This is a genomic window from Pseudomonas sp. No.117, from assembly GCF_054558395.1.
In genome coordinates, this window is record NZ_BAAJNP010000010.1 from 87774 (window position 1) to 106653 (window position 18880).

19 protein-coding genes are annotated in these 18880 nt (G+C 67.0%); 7 read left to right on the forward strand and 12 right to left on the reverse strand.

All coding sequences use genetic code 11. The annotated features are described in order from the left end of the window. Window positions 1-5: 5 nt before the first annotated feature. The gene (locus ACYJP6_RS23055; RefSeq protein WP_459478216.1) at window positions 6-638 is read right to left on the reverse strand and encodes a 2OG-Fe(II) oxygenase; all 633 of its coding nucleotides are present in this window, start codon (window positions 636-638) and stop codon (window positions 6-8) included. Between the two features lie 179 nt (window positions 639-817). Here ACYJP6_RS23055 and ACYJP6_RS23060 point away from each other — a divergent pair, with 179 nt between their 5' ends. Further along, window positions 818-1555: a DUF2059 domain-containing protein gene (locus ACYJP6_RS23060; RefSeq protein WP_459478218.1), complete on the forward strand. Its 738-nt coding sequence runs from the start codon at window positions 818-820 to the stop codon at window positions 1553-1555. Between the two features lie 6 nt (window positions 1556-1561). On the opposite strand, the gene bipL is transcribed toward ACYJP6_RS23060, so the two are convergent. Next, window positions 1562-2500: a phospholipase BipL gene (gene bipL, locus ACYJP6_RS23065; protein WP_459478220.1), complete on the reverse strand. Its 939-nt coding sequence runs from the start codon at window positions 2498-2500 to the stop codon at window positions 1562-1564. Between the two features lie 181 nt (window positions 2501-2681). Here bipL and ACYJP6_RS23070 point away from each other — a divergent pair, with 181 nt between their 5' ends. Genes ACYJP6_RS23070 through ACYJP6_RS23085 form a run of 4 tightly spaced genes read left to right on the forward strand, consistent with a single transcriptional unit; the run spans window position 2682 to window position 7420 of the window. Next, window positions 2682-3152 (forward strand): MarR family transcriptional regulator, encoded by a 471-nt coding sequence (locus ACYJP6_RS23070; protein WP_459478222.1) that lies wholly within the window; start codon window positions 2682-2684, stop codon window positions 3150-3152. Between the two features lie 3 nt (window positions 3153-3155). Beyond that, window positions 3156-4610 carry an efflux transporter outer membrane subunit gene (locus tag ACYJP6_RS23075; protein WP_459478224.1) on the forward strand — a complete coding sequence of 485 codons (1455 nt, stop codon included), beginning with the start codon at window positions 3156-3158 and terminating at the stop codon, window positions 4608-4610. A 16-nt stretch (window positions 4611-4626) separates the two neighbouring features. Continuing rightward, on the forward strand, window positions 4627-5838 hold the full coding sequence (locus ACYJP6_RS23080) for an efflux RND transporter periplasmic adaptor subunit (RefSeq protein ID WP_459478226.1): 1212 nt from the start codon (window positions 4627-4629) through the stop codon (window positions 5836-5838). A gap of 55 nt (window positions 5839-5893) precedes the next feature. Further along, a complete protein-coding gene (locus ACYJP6_RS23085) occupies window positions 5894-7420 on the forward strand; it encodes a DHA2 family efflux MFS transporter permease subunit (protein WP_145007148.1) in 1527 nt (508 codons plus the stop codon). Window positions 7421-7426: 6 nt separating this feature from the next. On the opposite strand, the gene ACYJP6_RS23090 is transcribed toward ACYJP6_RS23085, so the two are convergent. From ACYJP6_RS23090 to ACYJP6_RS23100, 3 genes are all read right to left on the reverse strand, one after another. Beyond that, window positions 7427-7801 carry a c-type cytochrome gene (locus ACYJP6_RS23090; RefSeq protein ID WP_459478228.1) on the reverse strand — a complete coding sequence of 125 codons (375 nt, stop codon included), beginning with the start codon at window positions 7799-7801 and terminating at the stop codon, window positions 7427-7429. After that, window positions 7798-8610, reverse strand: coding sequence for a bifunctional DNA-formamidopyrimidine glycosylase/DNA-(apurinic or apyrimidinic site) lyase (mutM, locus tag ACYJP6_RS23095; RefSeq protein WP_459478230.1), 813 nt, complete (start codon window positions 8608-8610; stop codon window positions 7798-7800). The genes ACYJP6_RS23090 and mutM overlap by 4 nt, the downstream gene beginning before the upstream one ends. A gap of 178 nt (window positions 8611-8788) precedes the next feature. After that, window positions 8789-9613 (reverse strand): HDOD domain-containing protein, encoded by an 825-nt coding sequence (locus ACYJP6_RS23100; RefSeq protein ID WP_186309208.1) that lies wholly within the window; start codon window positions 9611-9613, stop codon window positions 8789-8791. 220 nt (window positions 9614-9833) lie between these two features. On the opposite strand from ACYJP6_RS23100, the gene ACYJP6_RS23105 reads away from it, so the two are divergent. Then, a complete protein-coding gene (locus ACYJP6_RS23105; protein WP_459478232.1) occupies window positions 9834-10373 on the forward strand; it encodes a type 1 glutamine amidotransferase domain-containing protein in 540 nt (179 codons plus the stop codon). Window positions 10374-10497: 124 nt separating this feature from the next. On the opposite strand, the gene ACYJP6_RS23110 is transcribed toward ACYJP6_RS23105, so the two are convergent. Further along, the gene (locus ACYJP6_RS23110) at window positions 10498-10743 is read right to left on the reverse strand and encodes a hypothetical protein (RefSeq protein WP_459478234.1); all 246 of its coding nucleotides are present in this window, start codon (window positions 10741-10743) and stop codon (window positions 10498-10500) included. 158 nt (window positions 10744-10901) lie between these two features. Between ACYJP6_RS23110 and ACYJP6_RS23115 the strand changes: the two genes are divergently transcribed. Beyond that, entirely contained in the window at window positions 10902-11129 is a 228-nt protein-coding gene (locus ACYJP6_RS23115; protein ID WP_459478236.1) for a hypothetical protein, read from the forward strand. A gap of 418 nt (window positions 11130-11547) precedes the next feature. Here the strand turns inward: ACYJP6_RS23115 and ACYJP6_RS23120 are convergent, their stop codons facing one another. The 6 genes from ACYJP6_RS23120 to cpdA all read right to left on the reverse strand — a co-directional run bounded on the left by ACYJP6_RS23120 (window position 11548) and on the right by cpdA (window position 18788). Beyond that, on the reverse strand, window positions 11548-12138 hold the full coding sequence (locus tag ACYJP6_RS23120; protein ID WP_459478237.1) for an LON peptidase substrate-binding domain-containing protein: 591 nt from the start codon (window positions 12136-12138) through the stop codon (window positions 11548-11550). Between the two features lie 88 nt (window positions 12139-12226). Further along, window positions 12227-12934 carry a PqiC family protein gene (locus ACYJP6_RS23125; protein WP_459478239.1) on the reverse strand — a complete coding sequence of 236 codons (708 nt, stop codon included), beginning with the start codon at window positions 12932-12934 and terminating at the stop codon, window positions 12227-12229. 85 nt (window positions 12935-13019) lie between these two features. Further along, the gene (parC, locus tag ACYJP6_RS23130; RefSeq protein WP_459478241.1) at window positions 13020-15272 is read right to left on the reverse strand and encodes a DNA topoisomerase IV subunit A; all 2253 of its coding nucleotides are present in this window, start codon (window positions 15270-15272) and stop codon (window positions 13020-13022) included. A gap of 119 nt (window positions 15273-15391) precedes the next feature. Continuing rightward, complete coding sequence (gene parE / locus ACYJP6_RS23135) at window positions 15392-17290, reverse strand: DNA topoisomerase IV subunit B (protein WP_459478243.1); 1899 nt, start codon at window positions 17288-17290, stop codon at window positions 15392-15394. 7 nt (window positions 17291-17297) lie between these two features. Further along, window positions 17298-17906, reverse strand: a complete 609-nt coding sequence (locus ACYJP6_RS23140) for a YqiA/YcfP family alpha/beta fold hydrolase (protein ID WP_459478245.1) — start codon at window positions 17904-17906, stop codon at window positions 17298-17300. A gap of 75 nt (window positions 17907-17981) precedes the next feature. Continuing rightward, complete coding sequence (gene cpdA, locus ACYJP6_RS23145; RefSeq protein WP_459478247.1) at window positions 17982-18788, reverse strand: 3',5'-cyclic-AMP phosphodiesterase; 807 nt, start codon at window positions 18786-18788, stop codon at window positions 17982-17984. Window positions 18789-18880: the final 92 nt, after the last annotated feature.

Sequence of the window (18880 nt, forward strand, 5' to 3'; positions counted from 1 at the left end):
TAGCCCTAACCCTGCAGCGGATTCTCGCCCCGGCGACGGAACCAGCCGGTCAGTGACAGCCGCTCGCGGGTCGCGGGCAGCACCTCGTGGGGCAGTTGGCCGGAGAGAAAGCAGACCAGGCTACCCCCCAGCGGCAGGACGTCCTGGTGACGCTGCCCGTCGAGGTAGAGACGCAATTCGCCGCCCTGCTCCGGTAACCAGGCGTCGTTGAGATAGAGCACCAGGGAGACCATGCGCCGGTCGTCATCGCGGAAACGATCCAGATGCCGGGCATAGAAGGCGCCGGGCGGATAGAGGGCGAAGTGGCTCTCGTAGTCCTCCAAGCCCAGGAACAGGCTCCGGTTGAAGGCCTCGCGCAGGGTATCCATGAGCTGCAGGTAGCGCTGCACGCCCGGGTGGGCATCGTCCGGCTCCAGCCAGGCGATGTGATCGCCACGCACCCCCTCGCGGATCAACGGACTGTCGCCGCGGCCGATGCCGGCGCGCTCGAGTTCACCACGGGCATGGCGCCGCTGACACTCGGCGGCCAGTTCGGCGGTGAGGTCCAGGGGCAGGAAGATGCTCTGCCGCGACCAGCCGTGCTCGGCGAGATCCTCGACGATACGTTGCAGCAGGGGATGCTCGGGGTGCAGAGCCATCGCGAAAACCGTGAAAGACCGGGCGTGGCCGGCGGGATGCCGAGTGTAAGAGAAGTCGACCACGGCTGCGCGCCTGCCTTGACCAGGCGACGAATGCCCGGGATGAGCGCCTCGACAGCCAGCCTGGGGTTGCCGACAATGGCGGACTTTCCGGCTCCGTGCCGCTGCCCGAGGTGTCCATGCGCGTTCTGTTCGCTTCCCTGCTCTTCGCCATCAGCCTGCCCGCCCTGGCCGACGACACGGTCAGTCTCTATCAGGCCGCCGGTTGGCCCGAGCAACGGGGACATTTCCGCGACGCCCTGCAGGCCGCCCAGCAGCGCTACCAGAACAGCCTGCCGCCGGCGCTCTACCAGAGCCTGGTGGACAACAGCAACAAGCGTTACACGGCCGCCGCCATCGACCAGCGCGCCCTGGCCGCCTTGCGCCAGAGCCTTCCCGCCGACGGTCCGGCACTGCAATTCTTCCAGTCGCCGGTGGGCCGCAAGGTGGTCGCCGCGGAGATCGCCGCCACCCGTAGCGACCAGCTGGCCAAGAACGCCAACGGCGTACCCCAGCAGCAGGCCAGCGCCGCGCGCCGTGCCCAGGCCAAGCGCCTGGCCGCGGCCCTGCCGGTCCGGGAAGCCGGTGCCGAGGTCAGCGTGGCCCTGGCGGGCCTCGCCGCCGACAGCCTGAGTTCGATGCTGCCGGGCCTGCTGGGCCAGCAGCAATCCGGTGGCATGATCGAGCAGCAGCGGCAGCGATTCATCCAGCAGATGAACGCGGGCGACCTGGAAAACACCCTGCTCTATGTCTACCGCAGCCTCAACGACAGTGAACTCGGCCAGTTCGCCGACTTCGCCAGCTCGGCCAATGGCACTGCCTACTACCAGGCGGCCGTGGTCGCGCTGCGCGCCGCCCTGGGGGGTGGCGGCCAGTAGGCCGTCCTAGGCCAGGCGCTCGTCCAGCCAGCGAAAATAGCGCTGACGCAGGACTGCGGTCTCGTTGACCAGATGGTGCCGCGCCTCCGGCAGGCGCAGCACCTCGGGTCGGGCGAACTTGGCGTCCAGAATCCCCAGGTTGTGTCGCCAGTCCACGGTGAAGTCCTGTTCGCCCTGGATCACCAGCGGGCTGCGGGTACTGACCGGCGCGGCTTCGATTTGCGGAATCCAGCGCGCCAGGGCGCCCACCCACTGGGCGGGTAGCTCCCGCGGCTGCAGCCCGTCGCGCTGCAGGAAGTCGAGAAAGTCCGGATCGCCGGAGTTCACCGAGAAGCGCCGCGGCAAGGCGCGCACGAAGGGCTTCACCAGCCGATAGGTCCACAGGCCCTGGCGCCAGGCATGGGGCCGCACCAGGGGAGCCAGCAATACCGTCTCGCCCAGCTCGGGCGCGGGCTCCCCCCTCAGCAGATAATCCAGCAGGATGGCGCCGCCGGTGCTCTGGCCGAGCAGGTGCCAGGGCCGGGGCAGGTCCAGGCGCCGCGCCTCGGCGATCAGGGCCGTCAGGGCAGTCTGGTATTCGGCGAAATCCCGGATGCTGGCGCGGGCGCCGCTCGACAAGCCGTGCCCGGGCAGGTCGCAGGCCAGCACCGCCAGCCGGCGCGACAGCGCCCAGTCCACCACATGGCCATAGAGTCCCATGTGATCGTAGTAGCCGTGCAACAGCAGCACGCTGCCGCGCGGCGCCGGTGGCCACCAGGCCTGCACCGCGAGCTGGTAGTCCCCTGCCGCCAGCACGCCCAGGGCGACCGTCACCTCCGGGCGGGCGCCACGGTCCGCGAGGCGGTATAAGGTGCGATAGGCCTGGTGATCGTCGGCGGGCGCGAGATCGCGGTGCAGGGGCGCCAGGGCGCCGCGCAATCGGTCTGGATCGAAGGAAGCGTTCATGAGGGGTTCGACTGGACAGAGCGGCCCATGATCGACGTCCAGGCCGGTGCGGGACAAGAGCGACCAGCGTACTTTTCCAATTGTTTCAGAATGTGCAACTCAGCCCTGCGCAATGATGTCTGAATATTTCACTGCCTAGGCAGTATTCTGGATACGCTTGATTGCCTGGGCAGATACTGCAATGTCACATTTCGACCGTAGCAACTTTCCACTGCGCTACTCCGTGGGCCATCTGATCCACCTGGCGAACCAGTACAAGGATCGCCTGCTGGACAGCCACCTGGTGCCCTACGACATCACCGCTGCCCAGTTCAAGGTGCTGCTGCTGCTCGCCCGTGATCTGACCGATACCCCGGCCGAACTCAGCCGCTGCCTGTCCCTCGACAGTGGCGCCATGACCCGCATGCTCGATCGCCTGGAAGCCAAGGGCCTCCTGCGCCGCGTGCGCAGCCTGAGCGACCGCCGCCAGGTGCGCCTGGAGCTGACCGCCACGGGCAAGGCGCTGAGCAGCGAACTCATGCAGATCGGCGTGGATGCCCTCAATGACCTTACCCAGTGCCTGGATCGCCAGGAGCTGGATGACCTCGAACGCCTGCTACGCCGACTGCTCGGCCCCTCCGGCCTGCTGCCGGAGACCTCTGGAGACCTCTGAGCCATGACCTTCCGCCTGCCTTTGACCGCCCTCTGCGCCGCCCTGCTGCTGGCCGGCTGCGTGTCGTCCGAGGGGCTGCACACCCAGGGGCACGCCGTGGATCCGGCGACGCTCAAGGGTGAGGCCACCTTTGCCAACGACCGTCTCTCGCCGGCCCAATGGCCGAGCGCCGACTGGTGGACCCGCCTCGGCGATCCGCAACTCGACAACCTGATCCGCGAGGCCCTGCGTGACAGCCCCTCGCTGCAGGAAGCCGATGCGCGCAGCCGCCAGGCCGATGCCGCGGTGCTCGCCGCCGACGCCGACCGCTATCCGCAGATCGACGCCAACGCTGGCGTGACCCGCTCCCGCCTGGCGCGGCCGGACGACCCCCTCGGCCAGGGCGACCGCTATAGCACCCTGCGCCAATTCGACGTCAGCGGTAGCTACAGCTTCGACCTCTGGGGTGGCCAGCGCGCCGCCTGGGAAGCCGCCCTCGGTCGCGCCCGCGCCGGCGAGGTGGATCGCCAGGCCGCCCGCCTGACCCTGGCCGCCAACGTCAGCCGCGCCTACAACCAGCTCGGCCTGGCCTACGCCAACCTGGACGTGGCCCAGCAGGACCTGGAGCGGACCCGCGGCATGCTCGACCTGGCCCAGCGCCGGGTGGACGCCGGGCTGGACAGCGACTACCAGCTGCAGCAGACCCAAAGCCTGGAAGCCAGCGCGGCAGCCTCCCATACCGCCGCCGAGCAGCAGGTGCGCAGCGCCCAGATCCGTCTCGCCGTGCTGCTGGGCAAGGGCCCGGACCGCGGCGCCGAGATCCCGCGGCCCAAGCTGATCGCCCCCGCCGCGGTGAATCTGCCGGCCCAGCTGCCGGCCGAACTGGCGGGCCGCCGTCCAGACCTGATCGCCGCCCGCTGGCGGGTGGAAGCCGCGAGCAAGGACATCGTCGCGAGCAAGACCAACTTCTATCCCAACCTGAACCTGACGGTGGCCGCCGGCAGCAAGGCGATCCTTGGCGACGCCCTGTTCGGCAGCCCGGCGCGCTTCTTCAATGTCGGTCCGGCGCTGTCGCTGCCGATCTTCGACGGCGGGCGCCGCCGCGCCGACCTCGCCAGCCGGGACGCCGACTACGACCTGGCGGTGGCCCAGTACAACCAGACCCTTGTGCAGGCGCTGGGCGACATCGCCGACGCCATCACCCGCCAGCGCTCGCTGGACCAGCAGATCGTCGAGCAGCAACGGGCGCGCGACATCGCCAAGAGCTCCTTCGACATCGCCATGCAGCGCTATGGCGCCGGCATCGGCAACTACCTCGACGCCCTCACCGTCGAGCAGCAACTGCTGCAGGCCGAGCGCCAGCTCGCCAGCCTCCAGGCCGACCGCGTCGACAGCGGCGTGCTGCTGATGCAAGCCCTGGGTGGCGGTTTCCAACCGTCCAAACTGCCGCCGGCGCCCGCCGCCGCGGCCACACACTGATACCGAGAGCCCGACCATGGCCGATTCCGCCGCAACCGCCCAAGACAATACCCAGGAGCAGCCCAAGAAGCGCTCGGGTAAACGCAAGCTGTTCCTGCTGCTCCTGCTGCTGCTGGTGATCCTGGCGGGCGTGGGGGTCTACTGCTACCACCTGTTCTATGGGCGCTTCCACGCCAGTACCGATGACGCCTACGTCAATGGCAACCTGGTCCAGATCACGCCCCAGGTCACCGGCACCGTGACCCGCATCGCCGTGGACGACGGCGACTTCGTCCGCCAGGGCCAGCCGCTGGTGGAGTTCGATCCGAGCGACACCGCCGTGGCCCAGCAGAGCGCCGAGGCCAACCTGGCCAAGACCGTGCGCCAGGTGCGCGGCTTGTACAGCAACGTCGACAGCTACAAGGCCCAGGTCGCCGCCCGCCGCGTCGAGGTCGAGCGCGCCCGTGCCGACTACGCCCGGCGCCAGCAGCTGGCCAAGGGCGGTGCCATCTCCAAGGAAGAGCTGGCCCACGCCCGCGATACCCTGGTCGCGGCGCAAAGCTCCCTGACCTCCGCCCAGCAGCAATTGGATACCAACCAGGCGCTGGTGGACGACACCGAGATCGCCTCCCACCCGGACGTCAAGGCCGCCGCGGCCCAGCTGCGCCAGGCCTATCTCAACCACGCTCGCAGCACCCTGGTGGCGCCGGTCAGCGGCTATGTCGCCAAGCGCTCCGTGCAGGTCGGCAGCCGCGTCCAGCCCGGCGCGGCGCTGATGGCCGTAGTGCCCCTGGACCAGATCTGGATCGACGCCAACTTCAAGGAAACCCAGCTGGCCGAGATGCGCATCGGCCAGCCGGTGGAGATCCATTCCGATCTCTACGGCGACGACGTGCGCTATCGCGGCGTGGTGGAAAGTCTCGGCGTGGGCACCGGCAGCGCCTTCTCGCTGCTGCCGGCGCAGAACGCCACCGGCAACTGGATCAAGATCGTCCAGCGCCTGCCGGTCCGTATTCGCCTCGAAGGCGACAACCTGGACAAGCATCCGCTGCGCATCGGCCTGTCGACCATCGTCGACGTCGACCTGCACGACCAGGATGGCGCGCGCCTGCCCACCACCACCCCGTCCCAGCCGCGCTACAGCACCGATGTCTACGATCACCAGCTGGCCGAAGCCGATCAGCTGATCCAGCAGATCGTCCACAACAACGGTCCGGCGGCGCGCGCCGCGGGTGTCGCCAAGCGCTGAGAGCCAAGGAGGCTCGGTCCCGAGCCTCCCCGCCCACCCCTTCTGGTAATCCGTCATGAGCGATAACGCCTTTCGCCCGGCGAGCCTGGTGCTCGCCACGGTGGGCCTGTCCCTGGCCACCTTCATGCAGGTGCTCGACACCACCATCGCCAACGTCGCCCTGACCACCATCTCCGGCAACCTCGGGGTGAGTTCGGAACAGGGCACCTGGGTCATCACCGCCTTCGCCGTGAGCAACGCCATCGCCCTGCCGCTGACCGGCTGGATGGCGCGCCGCTTCGGCGAGGTCAAGCTGTTCATGGCCGCCGTGGTGCTGTTCGTCATCACCTCCTTCCTCTGCGGCATCGCCACCTCCATGCCCGAGCTGGTGATCTTCCGCGCCATGCAGGGCTTCGTCGCCGGCCCGCTCTACCCCATGGCCCAGACCCTGCTGCTGGCGATCTTTCCCGCGGCCAAGCGCGGCATGGCCCTGGCGCTGCTAGCGATGGTGACGGTGGTGGCGCCCATCATCGGTCCCATCGCCGGCGGCTGGATCACCGACAACTACAGCTGGCCGTGGATCTTCTTCATCAACATTCCCATCGGCATCTTCGCCACCCTGGTGGTCTGGACCCAGCTGGGCAAGAAGCCGGAAAAACTGGTCAGTCAGCCCATCGACTACGTCGGGCTGATCCTGCTAGTGATCGGCGTGGGCGTGTTGCAGGTGGTGCTGGACAAGGGCAACGACCTGGACTGGTTCGAATCCAACCTGATCTGCCTGGGCGCGGCCATTTCCGCCGTGGCCCTGACCGCCCTGGTGATCTGGGAGCTGACCGACAAGCATCCCATCGTCAACCTGCGGCTGTTCCGCTATCGCAACTTCAGCTTCGGCACCCTGGCGCTGGTCCTGGGCTACTCGGGCTTCTTCGGCATCAACCTGCTGCTGCCCCAGTGGCTGCAGACCCAGCTCGGCTACACCCCGGTGTGGGCGGGCCTGGCGGCGGCGCCCATCGGTATCCTGCCGGTGATCCTCTCGCCGCTGGTTGGCAAGTTCGCGCACAAGACCGACCTGCGCCTGCTGGCCGGCGGATCCTTCCTGGTGATCGGCGCCTCCTGCTTCATGCGGGCGACCTTCAACAACGAGGTGGACTATCGCCACATCGCCGAGGTGCAGACCTTCATGGGCCTCGGTGTGGCGCTGTTCTTCATGCCCACCACCAGCATCCTGCTGTCTAGCCTCAAGCCCTCGGAACTGGCGGACGGCGGCGGCCTGGCCACCTTCCTGCGGGTCCTGGGCGGCAGCTTCGCCTCTTCCCTGACCACCTGGCTGTGGCAGCGCCGCGCCATCCATCACCATGCCCAGCTGACCGAGGACGTGACCGTCTACAGCCCGGCTACCCAGCATTACCTGGACGCCATCGGCGGCCCATCCCAGCAGGCCTATGCCCAGCTGGACAAGGTGGTGGAAGGCCAGGCCTACATGCTGTCCACGGTGGACTACTTCACCCTGCTCGGCTGGATCTTCATGGGGCTGTTCCTGATCATCTGGCTGGCCAAGCCACCCTTCGCGGCCAAGCCGGGGGCCGGTGGCGGCGACCACTAGAACGGATCAGGGGGCGTGGTGCTGGGTCTGCAGGTAGTCGGCGATGTCACCCAGATCCTCGGCATCGCCAATGCCCCAGAATCTCATCTTGGTGCCCGGCACCTTCTGCTCGGGATCGCGCAGGAAGGCCGCCAGGGCTTCGCGATCCCAGGCGAAGCCGGCGTTGCGCATGGCGTCGGAGTAGTTGTAGCCGGCCAGGCTGCCGGCCTGGCGGCCGAAGAGGTCGTTGAGCTGGGGCCCGAAGCCGGACTGGGCGCCCGGCCCCACCGAATGGCAGTTGTGGCAGCGCCGCAGGAACAGGTTGCGGCCATTGTCGGCATCGGCCCAGGCCAGCTCCGTGCTCAGCAGCGTCAGCAGCACCAGCCCGAGCAGGGCCTTCATCGCTGGCACTTGCGGCAATAGACGCTGGCGCGCTGGCCGAGGCGGATCTCCTGCAAGCCGGTGCCGCACACCTTGCAGAACTCGCCCTTGCGGCCGTAGACGAACAACTCCTGCTTGAAATAGCCGGGCGCGCCATCGCCACCGATGAAGTCACGCAGAGTGGTGCCACCACTCTCGATGGAGCGCGCCAGCACCTTCTTGATCTCCTCGGCCAGACGGTCGTAGCGCGCCCGGGAGATGCTGCCGGCGGCGCGGCGCGGATCGATGCCGGCGGCGAACAGCGCCTCGGCGGCGTAGATGTTGCCCACCCCCACCACCACGGCGTTGTCCATGATGAAGGGCTTGACCGCCATGCTGCGCCCACGCGACAGCTCGTACAGCCGTCCGCCGTCGAAGGCCTCGGTCAGGGGTTCGGGTCCCAGCTTGCTGAGCAGCACATGGGCAAGAGGATCCTGGGTCCAGAGCAAGGCGCCGAAACGCCGCGGATCGGTGTAGCGCAGCGACAGCCCGGACTCCAGCTCGATGTCGACATGCTCGTGCTTGGCCGGCGGCTGGTCCGCCGGCACCATACGCAGGCTGCCGGACATGCCCAGATGGCCGATCAGGGTACCGCTTTCGGCCTTGATCAGCAGGTACTTGGCGCGGCGCTCCACGGCCTCGATGCGCTGCCCGGACAGGCGCACGTCCAGGTCCTCGGGCACCGGCCAGCGCAGGCGCGCATCGCGGACGATGACCCGGCGCACGCGCTGACCGACGACATGGGGCGCGATGCCCCGGCGGGTGGTTTCGACTTCAGGTAATTCGGGCATGAGGATCCAGGAGGCTTATTCCAGAGATTTGGCTTAAAAGGCGCCGAGCGAAGGTCAGGCAAGGCGAAAAACAGCGAGGAAGCGGAGTCTACAAAGGGTAAATGAGCATTCCGACCGGGCTGGCGAACCAGCTGGTTTTCAACGCCGCATGGCCGAGCGCAGGCCCTTTTAACCAAATCTAGTAATTGATCCGACCGCTGCCCATTTCAAGGATGGTCTCCTTGAGCGACTCGAAGTCGTATTCGGACAGGCCGACGTGATCCAGCACCCGCGGGGCGATCGCCCGCCACTCGTGATCCTCGTCCTGGCCACCCAGGGCGCGATAGCAGCCGCAGATGTGTTCGGCCATCTTCAGCAGGGCCAGCAGGTTCTTGATCTGGATGTCGGTGGTCGACTCCTCGTCGAACACCGACTGCGCGTTGTGGTGGTTGGCGATGGCCTGACCGACGTGCTCCGGCAGGCGCCAGGAACGGGAGATGAAATAGCCCACCACCGCGTGGTTGGTGCTGAAGATGCGGTTCTCCACATCCACCACCCGCACCTGTTCGTTGACGCTGGCATAGGCCTCTTCCAGCACCGCCATGTAGTTGGGGAAGCGCTTGAGCATCAGCGGGATGCCGCAGTTGTGGAACAGGCCCAGGGCATAGGCTTCGTCGGGCGTCGGGTAGCCGGTCTTCTTGGCCAGGCTCAGGCAGGTCTCGGCCACGTCCTGGGCGGTGTCCCAGAAGCGGTTGAGGATGACGATGGTCTCGTCGGTGAGCTCGCCCTTGATCGACTGGGCATTGATCAGATTGATGACCGACTGGCTGCCCAGCAGATTGACCGCCCGCTGGATCGAAGTGATGCGGTTGCTCAGACCGAAATACGGCGAATTGACCAGCTTGAGCAGGGCGCCCGACAGCCCGGGATCCTGGCCGATCAGGCGGGAGATGACCTTGAGATCGGGATTGGGCATGAGCTGCTCGAGTTGCAGATCCACCATGATCTGCGGCTGCGGAGGAATGCTGATGCCTTGCAGGGCCTGACGGATCTGCTCCTCGGTCAGCTGAGGGGACGCTTGGGACATGAAGACTACTCTGCGAGGGATGTCACAAATTTACTCCGCGCCGCCGAGGGATGCCATCGGGCGCGACGAAGGAACTTCGTATGGCCCGAATGAGCCGGATCTATGAGCGCTGGCAAAAGGCTAGCCCGACCCGAATTCCAACCGAGGTATCCGCATCATGGCTACATCCCTGAACGGCAAGAAGATCGCCATCCTGGTCACCGACGGCTTCGAACAGGCCGAACTCACCGGACCCAAGGAAGCGCTGGAGCAGGCAGGCGCCCAGACCCACATCATCTCCGCCGAAAGCGGCGAAGTCCGTGGTTGGGACGGTACCGAGCCGGCCGACAGCTTTCCGGTGGACCTGACCTTCGACGCCGCCAATGCCGGTGACTACGATGCCGTGCTGCTGCCCGGGGGCGTGGTCAACGCCGATACCATCCGCATCGATGCCCAAGCCCAGCAACTGACCAAGCAGATCGCCGATGCCGGCAAGCCGGTCGCCGTCATCTGCCACGGCGCCTGGCTGCTGATCTCCGCCGGCCTGGTGCAGGGCAAGACCATGACCAGCTGGCCGTCACTGACCGATGACCTCAAGAATGCCGGCGCCACCTGGCAGGACCAGGAGGTCATTGTCGACGGTCAGTTGGTGAGCAGCCGCAAGCCGGACGACATCCCCGCCTTCAACCGTGAATTCCTCAAGCTGCTGGCCGGCTGAGGATGATTGCGCGCCCCGGACGGTCCGACGCTCGGGGCTTCACCCTCGCGCTCCCGACCCGATGGACACGGCGGTGCTCAGCGGCTTCTGCCATGAACTCCTGCAGTGCCCTCCAGGCCTAGGCTCAGGGCTGCGCCCCGTCCAGCCGTTGGCGCAGGGCTGCCTGCATATGGGCAACCATCCGCTCCAACGCGGCGGGATTGACGAGCTCTCCGTCCGTGGTCGTCCAGCCAAGCGGTGGCCGGCCTCCGGACTTCAGGTGCAGGACGATACGTATCAGGCCCGAGGCGGAACGCTCGGCCTGGCAGCTGTGCCGGGGAAAGGCACCGGCAATGGCGCCCAGGGCCCTTTGTAAAGCGGGATTGTGCATCGTGCTTTCATAGATCTTTATCGCAATAGGTAAGACTATTACCCAGGCAATCGCCGGTAAAGCCGCTTCGCCTGAGCGGTAGCTATCGCGATAGCGAACGGAACTCAGGGAAGGATTCGGGTCTGATTCCGCATCGCCACCATGCAAGGATGCATGAGATGCCCTACCGCAGTCCCGATCCAGCAGAGCTGGAGCAAAAGTCAGTACCGGAACTCGAGCGCGAGGTCGCCCGACGTCGCCGCAATGTCGAATCGAGCCGTCGCTGGCTGAAGCATCAGCTCGACCGCTTCGCCAAGCAGCAGGAAGACCTGGCCGTCATCGAGGCCATGCTCGAACAAAAGCGGCTACCCCAGTCTGAAAAGCCGGTTCCGCCCCGCGCTGAATGATCCTTCGCAGGGCGTCACAGCGCCCAGGTTTTGGCCCGGAAGCCAGAAGTCCCGCGAAGCGGCATTGCCGAGCAGGCCCCCCCAGTCGACGGCCGTCGCGGCTGCCCGCGCAAGAATGGCACTTTGATCTCATAAGACTGAACTTATGGCAAAGTGCCAGAGTCCTATCCAGTGCCCCCAAAGCACTTTTAGCCCGCCCTGCCCGGCGGGCTTTCTTTTGCCCGGCGTTTGGGCTCGACGCCTGCCTGTCCTACGCAAGGCAATGCCGGTAGCCCTGCAAACAGACGTGGAAAGGCATAGGACGCGCATGACCAGGCGAGCTGCTGCGGTGTTCTAGGGATGCCATTGATCGGTCTGGCGATCCAGGCCACTCAAGATGCAGGCGGGCCGAGGCGCAACCGGGGATGACCAGGCTCGTTCAGGCCTGGAAATCGCCCTGCAGGTCCACCAGGTGGCGCTCGATGTCGGCTAGGCGCTGACCCTGGTCATCCATGCCCAGCCAGGCTAGTTTCAGATGCGCCTCGAAGGGCAGCAGATAGGCCAGCTGGCAACCGAGCGCCTGGCGATCGGCGACTTCTCCCCCCATGTCCAGACTGGCCACCATGGGATGCTGGGCCAGGGCCACCAGCAGCGCCAGCAGATCCGCGTCGGCATCGCGCAGCGGTTGCGGCGCGGTCTCCGGCAGCCATTCCACCTCGCCGACCACCAGGTGATCGGCCTGCTCCTCCTGGCTCAGGAGGCGAAACCGGCGTCCCCCTTCGATACGGATGCCCAGCAGTCCATTGCTCTGCTGCTGCCAGTCGCGGATCAGCGCCTCGCAGCCATGGCTGCCCAGTCGATTCGGCGCGGCACCGGTTTCACGGCCTTCGAGGATGGTCACCACACCGAAGCTGCTGCCTTGCTTGAGGCAGCGGCCGAGCATGTCCAGGTAGCGCGCTTCGAACAGCTGCAAGTCGAGGCGGCAGCCGGGAAACAGGGTGGTGTTCAGCGGAAACAGGGGCAGCGTCATGGAGCCTCCGAGGCCTGATGGTCCTGCTGGATAGAGCGTCGGGCGCCACCGACAGCTCCCGCGCGGCGACGCACGGGAGCCTGCCGGGTCAGAAGCGATAGACCTCGGCACCGGTGCGAATGGGCACCACGGCCGGCAGCGTCGGTCGCGCCTGGGCCTCTTCCACGAGTTGCTTGGGCTCCTTGCGGGCCACGTCGCTGGGGCGGCGACCACGCTGGGCGACTTTGGTGAGATCGGTGGCGAGACGGGCGGCGAATTGCTGCAGCAGCTCGCCCTGGGCCCGTACCTGGGCGGCGCGATCACCCGCGTGGCGCGCCTGCAGGTGCACCACCTGGGTGTCCAGCAGCCGATCCTGGCTATCGCGCAGCTGCCAGCTGGCATCCAGGGTGGCCGGCGCCCGGTCACCGGCGTCGAGACGGGTCACCACCAGCTCCACCCGGTATTGCGGAGCGAAGCCCTCGGGCTGCTCGCCCACCACGATCCGCCCGCTGTTCAGCCGGCTGGCGAGCTGGCGTTGCAGCAACTGGCGCACGTTGGCATCCAGCGGACCGGCCCAATGGTCACGGGTGGTCGCCAGGCTGCCATCGGCTTGGCGCTCCAGCAGGACGTCACGCTGCAGGTAGTCGGCCAGTTGCAGGCTTTCGATCCACACCGCGAGTCCACGGTCGCCGCTGGCAGGCGCGCGCACGCTGCCGCCATCGAGCTGATAGTAGTGGGTAGGCGCGACGCTGGCACAGCCACCCAGGCCGGCCAGCAGGCCGACGAGGGCCAGCCTGGCGAGACACATCCGTTTCATCGAGGCTCTCTCTCGACGGGCACCGAGGCCCGGCGAGTCCTGGTCGAAAAAATCGGGCCTATGCTAGCGGCTGACCGCAGTCGGCTCAAGTTTCCACCTGCAGCGAGTCCACCCGCTGGAAGCCACGCGGCAACTTGTTGCCCCGCCGGCCGCGCTCGGCGCGGTAGTGCTCGAGGTCACTGCCCTTGAGGGTATAGGGCCGCTTGCCGGCCTGCAGGGTCAGGGAAGCACCCGCCGGGACTACGGCCAGGTCGACCACGTATTCCTCGCGCTTGGCAACCCGCTCGCCGGGAATGGAGATCAGCTTGTTGCCCTTGCCCTTGGCCAGCTGCGGCAGCTCGCCGATGGCGAACACCAGCAGGCGACCCTCGTTGGTGACCACCGCAATGGAGGTGTCTTCCAGGGCGGCCACCGGCTTGGGCGGCAGCACCTTGGCGCCGTTGGGCAGGCTGATCAGCGCCTTGCCGGCCTTGTTCTTGGCCTGCAGGTCCTCGCCCTTGACCACGAAGCCGTAACCGGCGTCCGAGGCCAGCACATAGAGGCCATTGTCGTCCGGCAGGAGCAGGCATTCGAAGCTGGCGCCCGGCGGGGGGGTCAGGCGGCCGGTGAGCGGTTCGCCCTGGCCCCGCGCCGACGGCAGCGAATGGGCCGCCACCGAATAGCTGCGCCCGGTGGAGTCGATGAACACGGCGAACTGGTTGGAGCGGCCCAATGCCGCCGCCTTGAAGCCGTCGCCGGCCTTGTAAGACAGCCCCGTCGCATCGACGTCGTGACCCTTGGCCTGGCGCACCCAGCCTTTCTCGGAAAGCACCACGGTCACCGGTTCGGTGGGCATCAGCTCGGTTTCCGACAGGGCCTTGGCCTCGGCACGCTCGACGATGGGCGAGCGACGCTCGTCGCCATAGGTCTCGGCGTCCTTGATCAGCTCGTCGCGGACCAGGTTGCGCAGCTTCTTGTCGCTGCCCAGCAGGGTCTGCAGGCGCTTCTGCTCCTTGAGCAGCTCGGCCTGTTCGCCACGGATCTTCATCTCTTCCAGCCGCGCCAGCTGGCGCAGGCGGGTTTCCAGGATGTAGTCGGCCTGTTCCTCGGAGAGTTCGAAGCGGGCCATCAGCGCCTGCTTGGGATGCTCCTCGGTGCGGATGATGTGGATCACCTCGTCCAGGTTGAGGAAGGCGACCAGCAGGCCATCCAGCAGGTGCAGGCGGCGATTGACCTTGTCCAGGCGGAACTGCAGCCGACGGCGCACCGTGCCAATGCGATAGATCAGCCACTCCTGGAGGATCTGCCGCAGGTCCTTGACCTGGGGCTTGCCGTCCAGGCCGATGACGTTGAGGTTGACCCGGTAGCTGGACTCCAGATCGGTGGTGGCGAACAGGTGCTGCATCAGCTCGTCGGCATCGATGCGGTTGGAGCGCGGCACGATGACGATGCGGGTCGGGTTCTCGTGGTCCGACTCGTCGCGCAGGTCGGCCACCATGGGCAGCTTCTTGGCCTGCATCTGGGCGGCGATCTGCTCGAGCACCTTGGAGCCGGACACCTGGTGCGGCAGCGCGGTGATGACCACGTCGCCATCCTCCCGGCGGTAGACGGCGCGCATGCGCACCGAACCGCGGCCGGTCTCGTAGATCTTGCGCAGGTCGGCGCGCGGCGTGACGATCTCGGCCTCGGTGGGGAAGTCCGGACCGGGCACGTGTTCGAGCAGCTCGGGAATGCCGGCGATGGGATCGTCCAGCAGGCGCACGCAGGCGGCGGCCACTTCCCGCAGGTTGTGCGGCGGGATGTCGGTGGCCATGCCCACGGCGATGCCGGTGGTACCGTTGAGCAGCAGGTTCGGCAGTCGCGCCGGCAGCACCGCCGGCTCGTTCAGGGTGCCGTCGAAGTTGGGTACCCAGTCCACGGTGCCCTGCCCCAGCTCGCTGAGCAGCACCTCGGAATAGCGCGACAGCCGCGCCTCGGTGTAACGCATGGCGGCGAAGGACTTGGGATCGTCAGGGGCGCCCCAGTTGCCCTGGCCATCCACCAGCGGATAGCGATAGGAGAACGGCTGGGCCATGAGCACCATGGCTTCGTAGCAGGCCGAGTCGCCGTGGGGGTGGTACTTACCGAGCACGTCACCGACGGTACGGGCGGACTTCTTGTGCTTGGCGTCGGCGTCCAGGCCCAGCTCGCTCATGGCGTAGACGATGCGGCGCTGGACCGGCTTGAGGCCGTCGCCGATGTGCGGCAGGGCGCGGTCCATGATCACGTACATGGAGTAGTTCAGGTACGCCTGCTCGGTGAAGTCGGCCAGCGAGCGGCGTTCGACGCCGTCCAGGCTCAGGTCGAGGGGTGCACTCATGGGAATCCTTTGGTGTTACATCGGTAATCGGGTTACTCGATCCATCGCGGCCAGGGGCCGCTCCTACGGTCTCTGTAGGAGCGGCCCCTGGCCGCGATAAATACGGCCAGGTCGGGATTTCAGATCAGCACTTCCGCGCGGTCGCCCTTGGATTCCAGCCAGCTCTTGCGGTCGCCGGACCTCTTCTTGGCCAGCAGCATGTCCATCATCTCGAGGGTGCCGGGCACGTCCTCCAGGGTCAGCTGCACCAGGCGCCGGGTGTTGGGGTCCATGGTGGTCTCGCGCAACTGCAGCGGATTCATCTCGCCGAGGCCCTTGAAGCGGGTGACCTGGGGCTTGCCGCGCTTCTTCTCCGCTGCCAGGCGATCGAGAATGCCATCGCGCTCGGCTTCGTCGAGGGCGTAGTGGACCTCCTTGCCGAGGTCGATGCGGTACAGCGGCGGCATGGCCACATAGACGTGGCCGGCATCCACCAGCGGGCGGAAGTGCTGCACGAACAGGGCGCACAGCAGGGTGGCGATGTGCAGGCCGTCGGAGTCGGCGTCGGCGAGGATGCAGATCTTGCCGTATCTCAGGCCGCTCAGGTCGGCGCTGCCCGGATCGATGCCGATGGCCACGGCGATGTCGTGCACCTCCTGGCTGCCCAGCACCTCGCTGCCGTCCACCTCCCAGGTATTCAGGATCTTGCCACGCAGCGGCATGATGGCCTGGAATTCCTTGCTGCGCGCCTGCTTGGCGCTGCCGCCGGCGGAGTCGCCCTCCACCAGGAACAGCTCGGATCTCATCGGATCCTGGCCGGCGCAATCGGCCAGCTTGCCGGGCAGGGCCGGGCCCTGGGTGATCTTCTTGCGCTCGACCTTCTTACCGGCCTTGAGGCGGCGGCCGGCGTTGTTGATGGCCAGCTCGGCGATCTGCTGGCCCAGCTCCGGATGGGCATTGAGCCAGAGACTGAAGGCGTCCTTGACCACCCCGGCGACGAAGGCCGCGGCCTCGCGGGAAGACAGCCGCTCCTTGGTCTGGCCGGAGAACTGCGGCTCCTGCATCTTCATCGAGAGCACGAAGGCGATGCGCTCCCAGACGTCTTCCGGGGCCAGCTTGAGGCCGCGCGGCAGGAGGTTGCGGAATTCGCAGAATTCGCGGATGGCATCCAGCAGGCCCTGGCGCAGGCCGTTCACATGGGTGCCGCCCTGGGCGGTGGGAATCAGGTTGACGTAGCTTTCCTGTACCGACTCGCCACCCTCGGGCAGCCAGAACAGCGCCCAGTCCACGGCCTCCCGGGCCGAGGCCAGGCTACCGTGGAACGGCGCTTCGGGCAGCCGCGGGGCATCGCCCACGGTGTCCACCAGATAGGATCTCAGGCCGTCTTCGTAATGCCATTCGAGGCGCTCGCCGCTGGCTTCGTCGTGGAAGCTCACGGCGAGGCCCGGGCAAAGCACCGCCTTGGCCTTGAGCACGTGCTTCAGGCGGCTGACGGAAAACTTGGGCGAATCGAAGTACTTGGGGTCAGGCCAGAAGTGCACGCTGGTGCCGGTGTTGCGCTTGCCGACGCTGCCGACCACCGCCAGCTCGCTGGCCTTGAAGCCGTCGGCGAAGGCCATGGCGTATTCGCTGCCCTCGCGCTTGACGCGCACCTCGACCCGGGTCGACAGAGCATTCACCACCGAGATGCCCACGCCGTGCAGGCCACCGGAGAACTGGTAGTTCTTGTTGGAGAACTTGCCGCCGGCGTGCAGCTTGGTGAGGATCAGCTCGACGCCGGAGACGCCCTCTTCCGGGTGGATGTCCACCGGCATGCCGCGGCCATCGTCGATCACCTCGAGGGAGTTGTCGGCATGCAGGATCACCTGCACCGCGCGGGCATGGCCGGCCAGGGCCTCGTCCACGCTGTTGTCGATGACTTCCTGGGCCAGGTGGTTGGGCCGGGAGGTGTCAGTGTACATGCCAGGGCGCTTGCGCACCGGATCGAGTCCGGAAAGGACTTCGATGGCATCGGCGTTATAGGCGTTCTGCGTGGCCATGGGGTCTCTATTCGAAGGTGTTGAAATCCAGCTCGCGCCAGAGCGCCGGGTCAAAGCCGGCCAGCTCCAGCAGCAGCGGCAGCTGGCGATGGAAGCCCTGGAAGCCGTGGTCGCCGCCCTGCTCGATGCGCAGGGTGCAGGCGCCGTAGTAACGTTCGGCGTCGCGGTAGTCGAGGGTCTCGTCGCCGGTCTGCAGCCAGACGTGGAAGCGCTCGGGATCGGCCGGCGCCGCGACTTCCAGCGCGCTCAGGGCCGCGACGTGGGCCTCGGTGAGGGTCCAGGTCTCGCCGGTGTGGTGATTGCGCTGGGGACCCAGGTAATGCTCCATGAAGCGCCAGGGCCGCACCGCCGGGTTGATCAGCACGGCCTTGAGCCCGTGGCGTTCCGCCAGGACGGTGGCATAGTAGCCGCCCAGGGAGCTGCCGACCAGCAAGGGGGCGTCCAGCTCGGCCAGTTCGCGCTCCAGCAAGGCGAAGGCGGCGCCGGCATTGTTGGGCAGCGCCGGCGTACGCAGCTGGTCCGCGAGGCCCAGGTGCGTCATGCAGGCGGTCAGCTGCCGCGCCTTCAAGGACGCGGGTGAGCTGTTGAAACCATGGATATAGAGGATCGACGGCATCGGGCCGCTCCTACTGGATAAAAAAACAGGTATAGGGTAACCCGTTTCGATCCCTGCCACCATGACCGACCGGCGTCAGTAGCCCGCGGCGCTGTGGTCCACGGCGAAGCCATGCTGCTCCAGGCGCGAGACGCCGGTCTCCAGACCGCCATCGGGCAACAGCCGCAACCAGCGATACCCCGGGGCCTGGTCACCGGCCTTGAAGTCCTGGCTGCCCGGCTCGAATTGCAGCCCGGTGGAGGGCGAGGCCAGCAGCCGCACGCCGTTGCGCAGCTGATCGAATTCCTGGTGGATATGGCCCCAGAGCACCACCCTGACCTGAGGGTGGCGATCGAGTACGGCGAATAGCTCGTCCGGCCGGTGCAGCCCCAAGGGCTCCATCCAGCCGCAACCCACCGGTACCGGGTGATGGTGCAGGCAGATCAGCGCCGGACGCTCGGGTGCCGCGGCCAGGGCTTCGTCCAGCGCGACCAGCTGCGCCTGCTCCAGCTCGCCGAACACACAGCCACGCACGGTGCTGTCGAGCAGGATCAGCCGCCAGGCGCCCACATCGGTGACCGTTTCGAGGAAGTCGCGATCGCCACAGGCCTTGGCCATGGGCGCATTCTCGTCATGATTGCCGGCCAGCCAGCGCATGGGCGCGGCGAGGGGCTCGGTCAGCTCGCAGAATCGCTGGTAGGACGCCACCGATCCGTCCTGGGAGAGGTCGCCGCTGGCCAGCAGCAGGTCGATGCGGGGCTGCTCGCGCTGCACCTGGGCGACCACCTGTTGCAGGCTGGCCGCCGTGTCTATGCCCAGCAACCGGCCACTGGCGCGCGCAAACAGATGGCTATCGGTCAGTTGAACAACCAGGGGAGCGTCGACACTATCCGGCAAACTCACCAAAGCCTCCTAGGCATAAGGGGACAACGAGCGCAGGCAGGGTGCAGAAAAGTTCCCGGGAACTTGCGTGCATGGTTCACATTTTCGCAGCT

Bases quoted from the DNA above. Each gene is read 5' to 3' on its own strand.
- ACYJP6_RS23055 (WP_459478216.1), bottom strand. From the start codon at position 638: ATGGCTCTGCACCCCGAGCATCCCCTGCTGCAACGTATCGTCGAGGAT.
- ACYJP6_RS23060 (WP_459478218.1), top strand. From the start codon at position 818: ATGCGCGTTCTGTTCGCTTCCCTGCTCTTCGCCATCAGCCTGCCCGCC.
- bipL (WP_459478220.1), bottom strand. From the start codon at position 2,500: ATGAACGCTTCCTTCGATCCAGACCGATTGCGCGGCGCCCTGGCGCCC.
- ACYJP6_RS23070 (WP_459478222.1), top strand. From the start codon at position 2,682: ATGTCACATTTCGACCGTAGCAACTTTCCACTGCGCTACTCCGTGGGC.
- ACYJP6_RS23075 (WP_459478224.1), top strand. From the start codon at position 3,156: ATGACCTTCCGCCTGCCTTTGACCGCCCTCTGCGCCGCCCTGCTGCTG.
- ACYJP6_RS23080 (WP_459478226.1), top strand. From the start codon at position 4,627: ATGGCCGATTCCGCCGCAACCGCCCAAGACAATACCCAGGAGCAGCCC.
- ACYJP6_RS23085 (WP_145007148.1), top strand. From the start codon at position 5,894: ATGAGCGATAACGCCTTTCGCCCGGCGAGCCTGGTGCTCGCCACGGTG.
- ACYJP6_RS23090 (WP_459478228.1), bottom strand. From the start codon at position 7,801: ATGAAGGCCCTGCTCGGGCTGGTGCTGCTGACGCTGCTGAGCACGGAG.
- mutM (WP_459478230.1), bottom strand. From the start codon at position 8,610: ATGCCCGAATTACCTGAAGTCGAAACCACCCGCCGGGGCATCGCGCCC.
- ACYJP6_RS23105 (WP_459478232.1), top strand. From the start codon at position 9,834: ATGGCTACATCCCTGAACGGCAAGAAGATCGCCATCCTGGTCACCGAC.
- ACYJP6_RS23110 (WP_459478234.1), bottom strand. From the start codon at position 10,743: ATGCACAATCCCGCTTTACAAAGGGCCCTGGGCGCCATTGCCGGTGCC.
- ACYJP6_RS23115 (WP_459478236.1), top strand. From the start codon at position 10,902: ATGCCCTACCGCAGTCCCGATCCAGCAGAGCTGGAGCAAAAGTCAGTA.
- ACYJP6_RS23120 (WP_459478237.1), bottom strand. From the start codon at position 12,138: ATGACGCTGCCCCTGTTTCCGCTGAACACCACCCTGTTTCCCGGCTGC.
- ACYJP6_RS23125 (WP_459478239.1), bottom strand. From the start codon at position 12,934: ATGAAACGGATGTGTCTCGCCAGGCTGGCCCTCGTCGGCCTGCTGGCC.
- parC (WP_459478241.1), bottom strand. From the start codon at position 15,272: ATGAGTGCACCCCTCGACCTGAGCCTGGACGGCGTCGAACGCCGCTCG.
- parE (WP_459478243.1), bottom strand. From the start codon at position 17,290: ATGGCCACGCAGAACGCCTATAACGCCGATGCCATCGAAGTCCTTTCC.
- ACYJP6_RS23140 (WP_459478245.1), bottom strand. From the start codon at position 17,906: ATGCCGTCGATCCTCTATATCCATGGTTTCAACAGCTCACCCGCGTCC.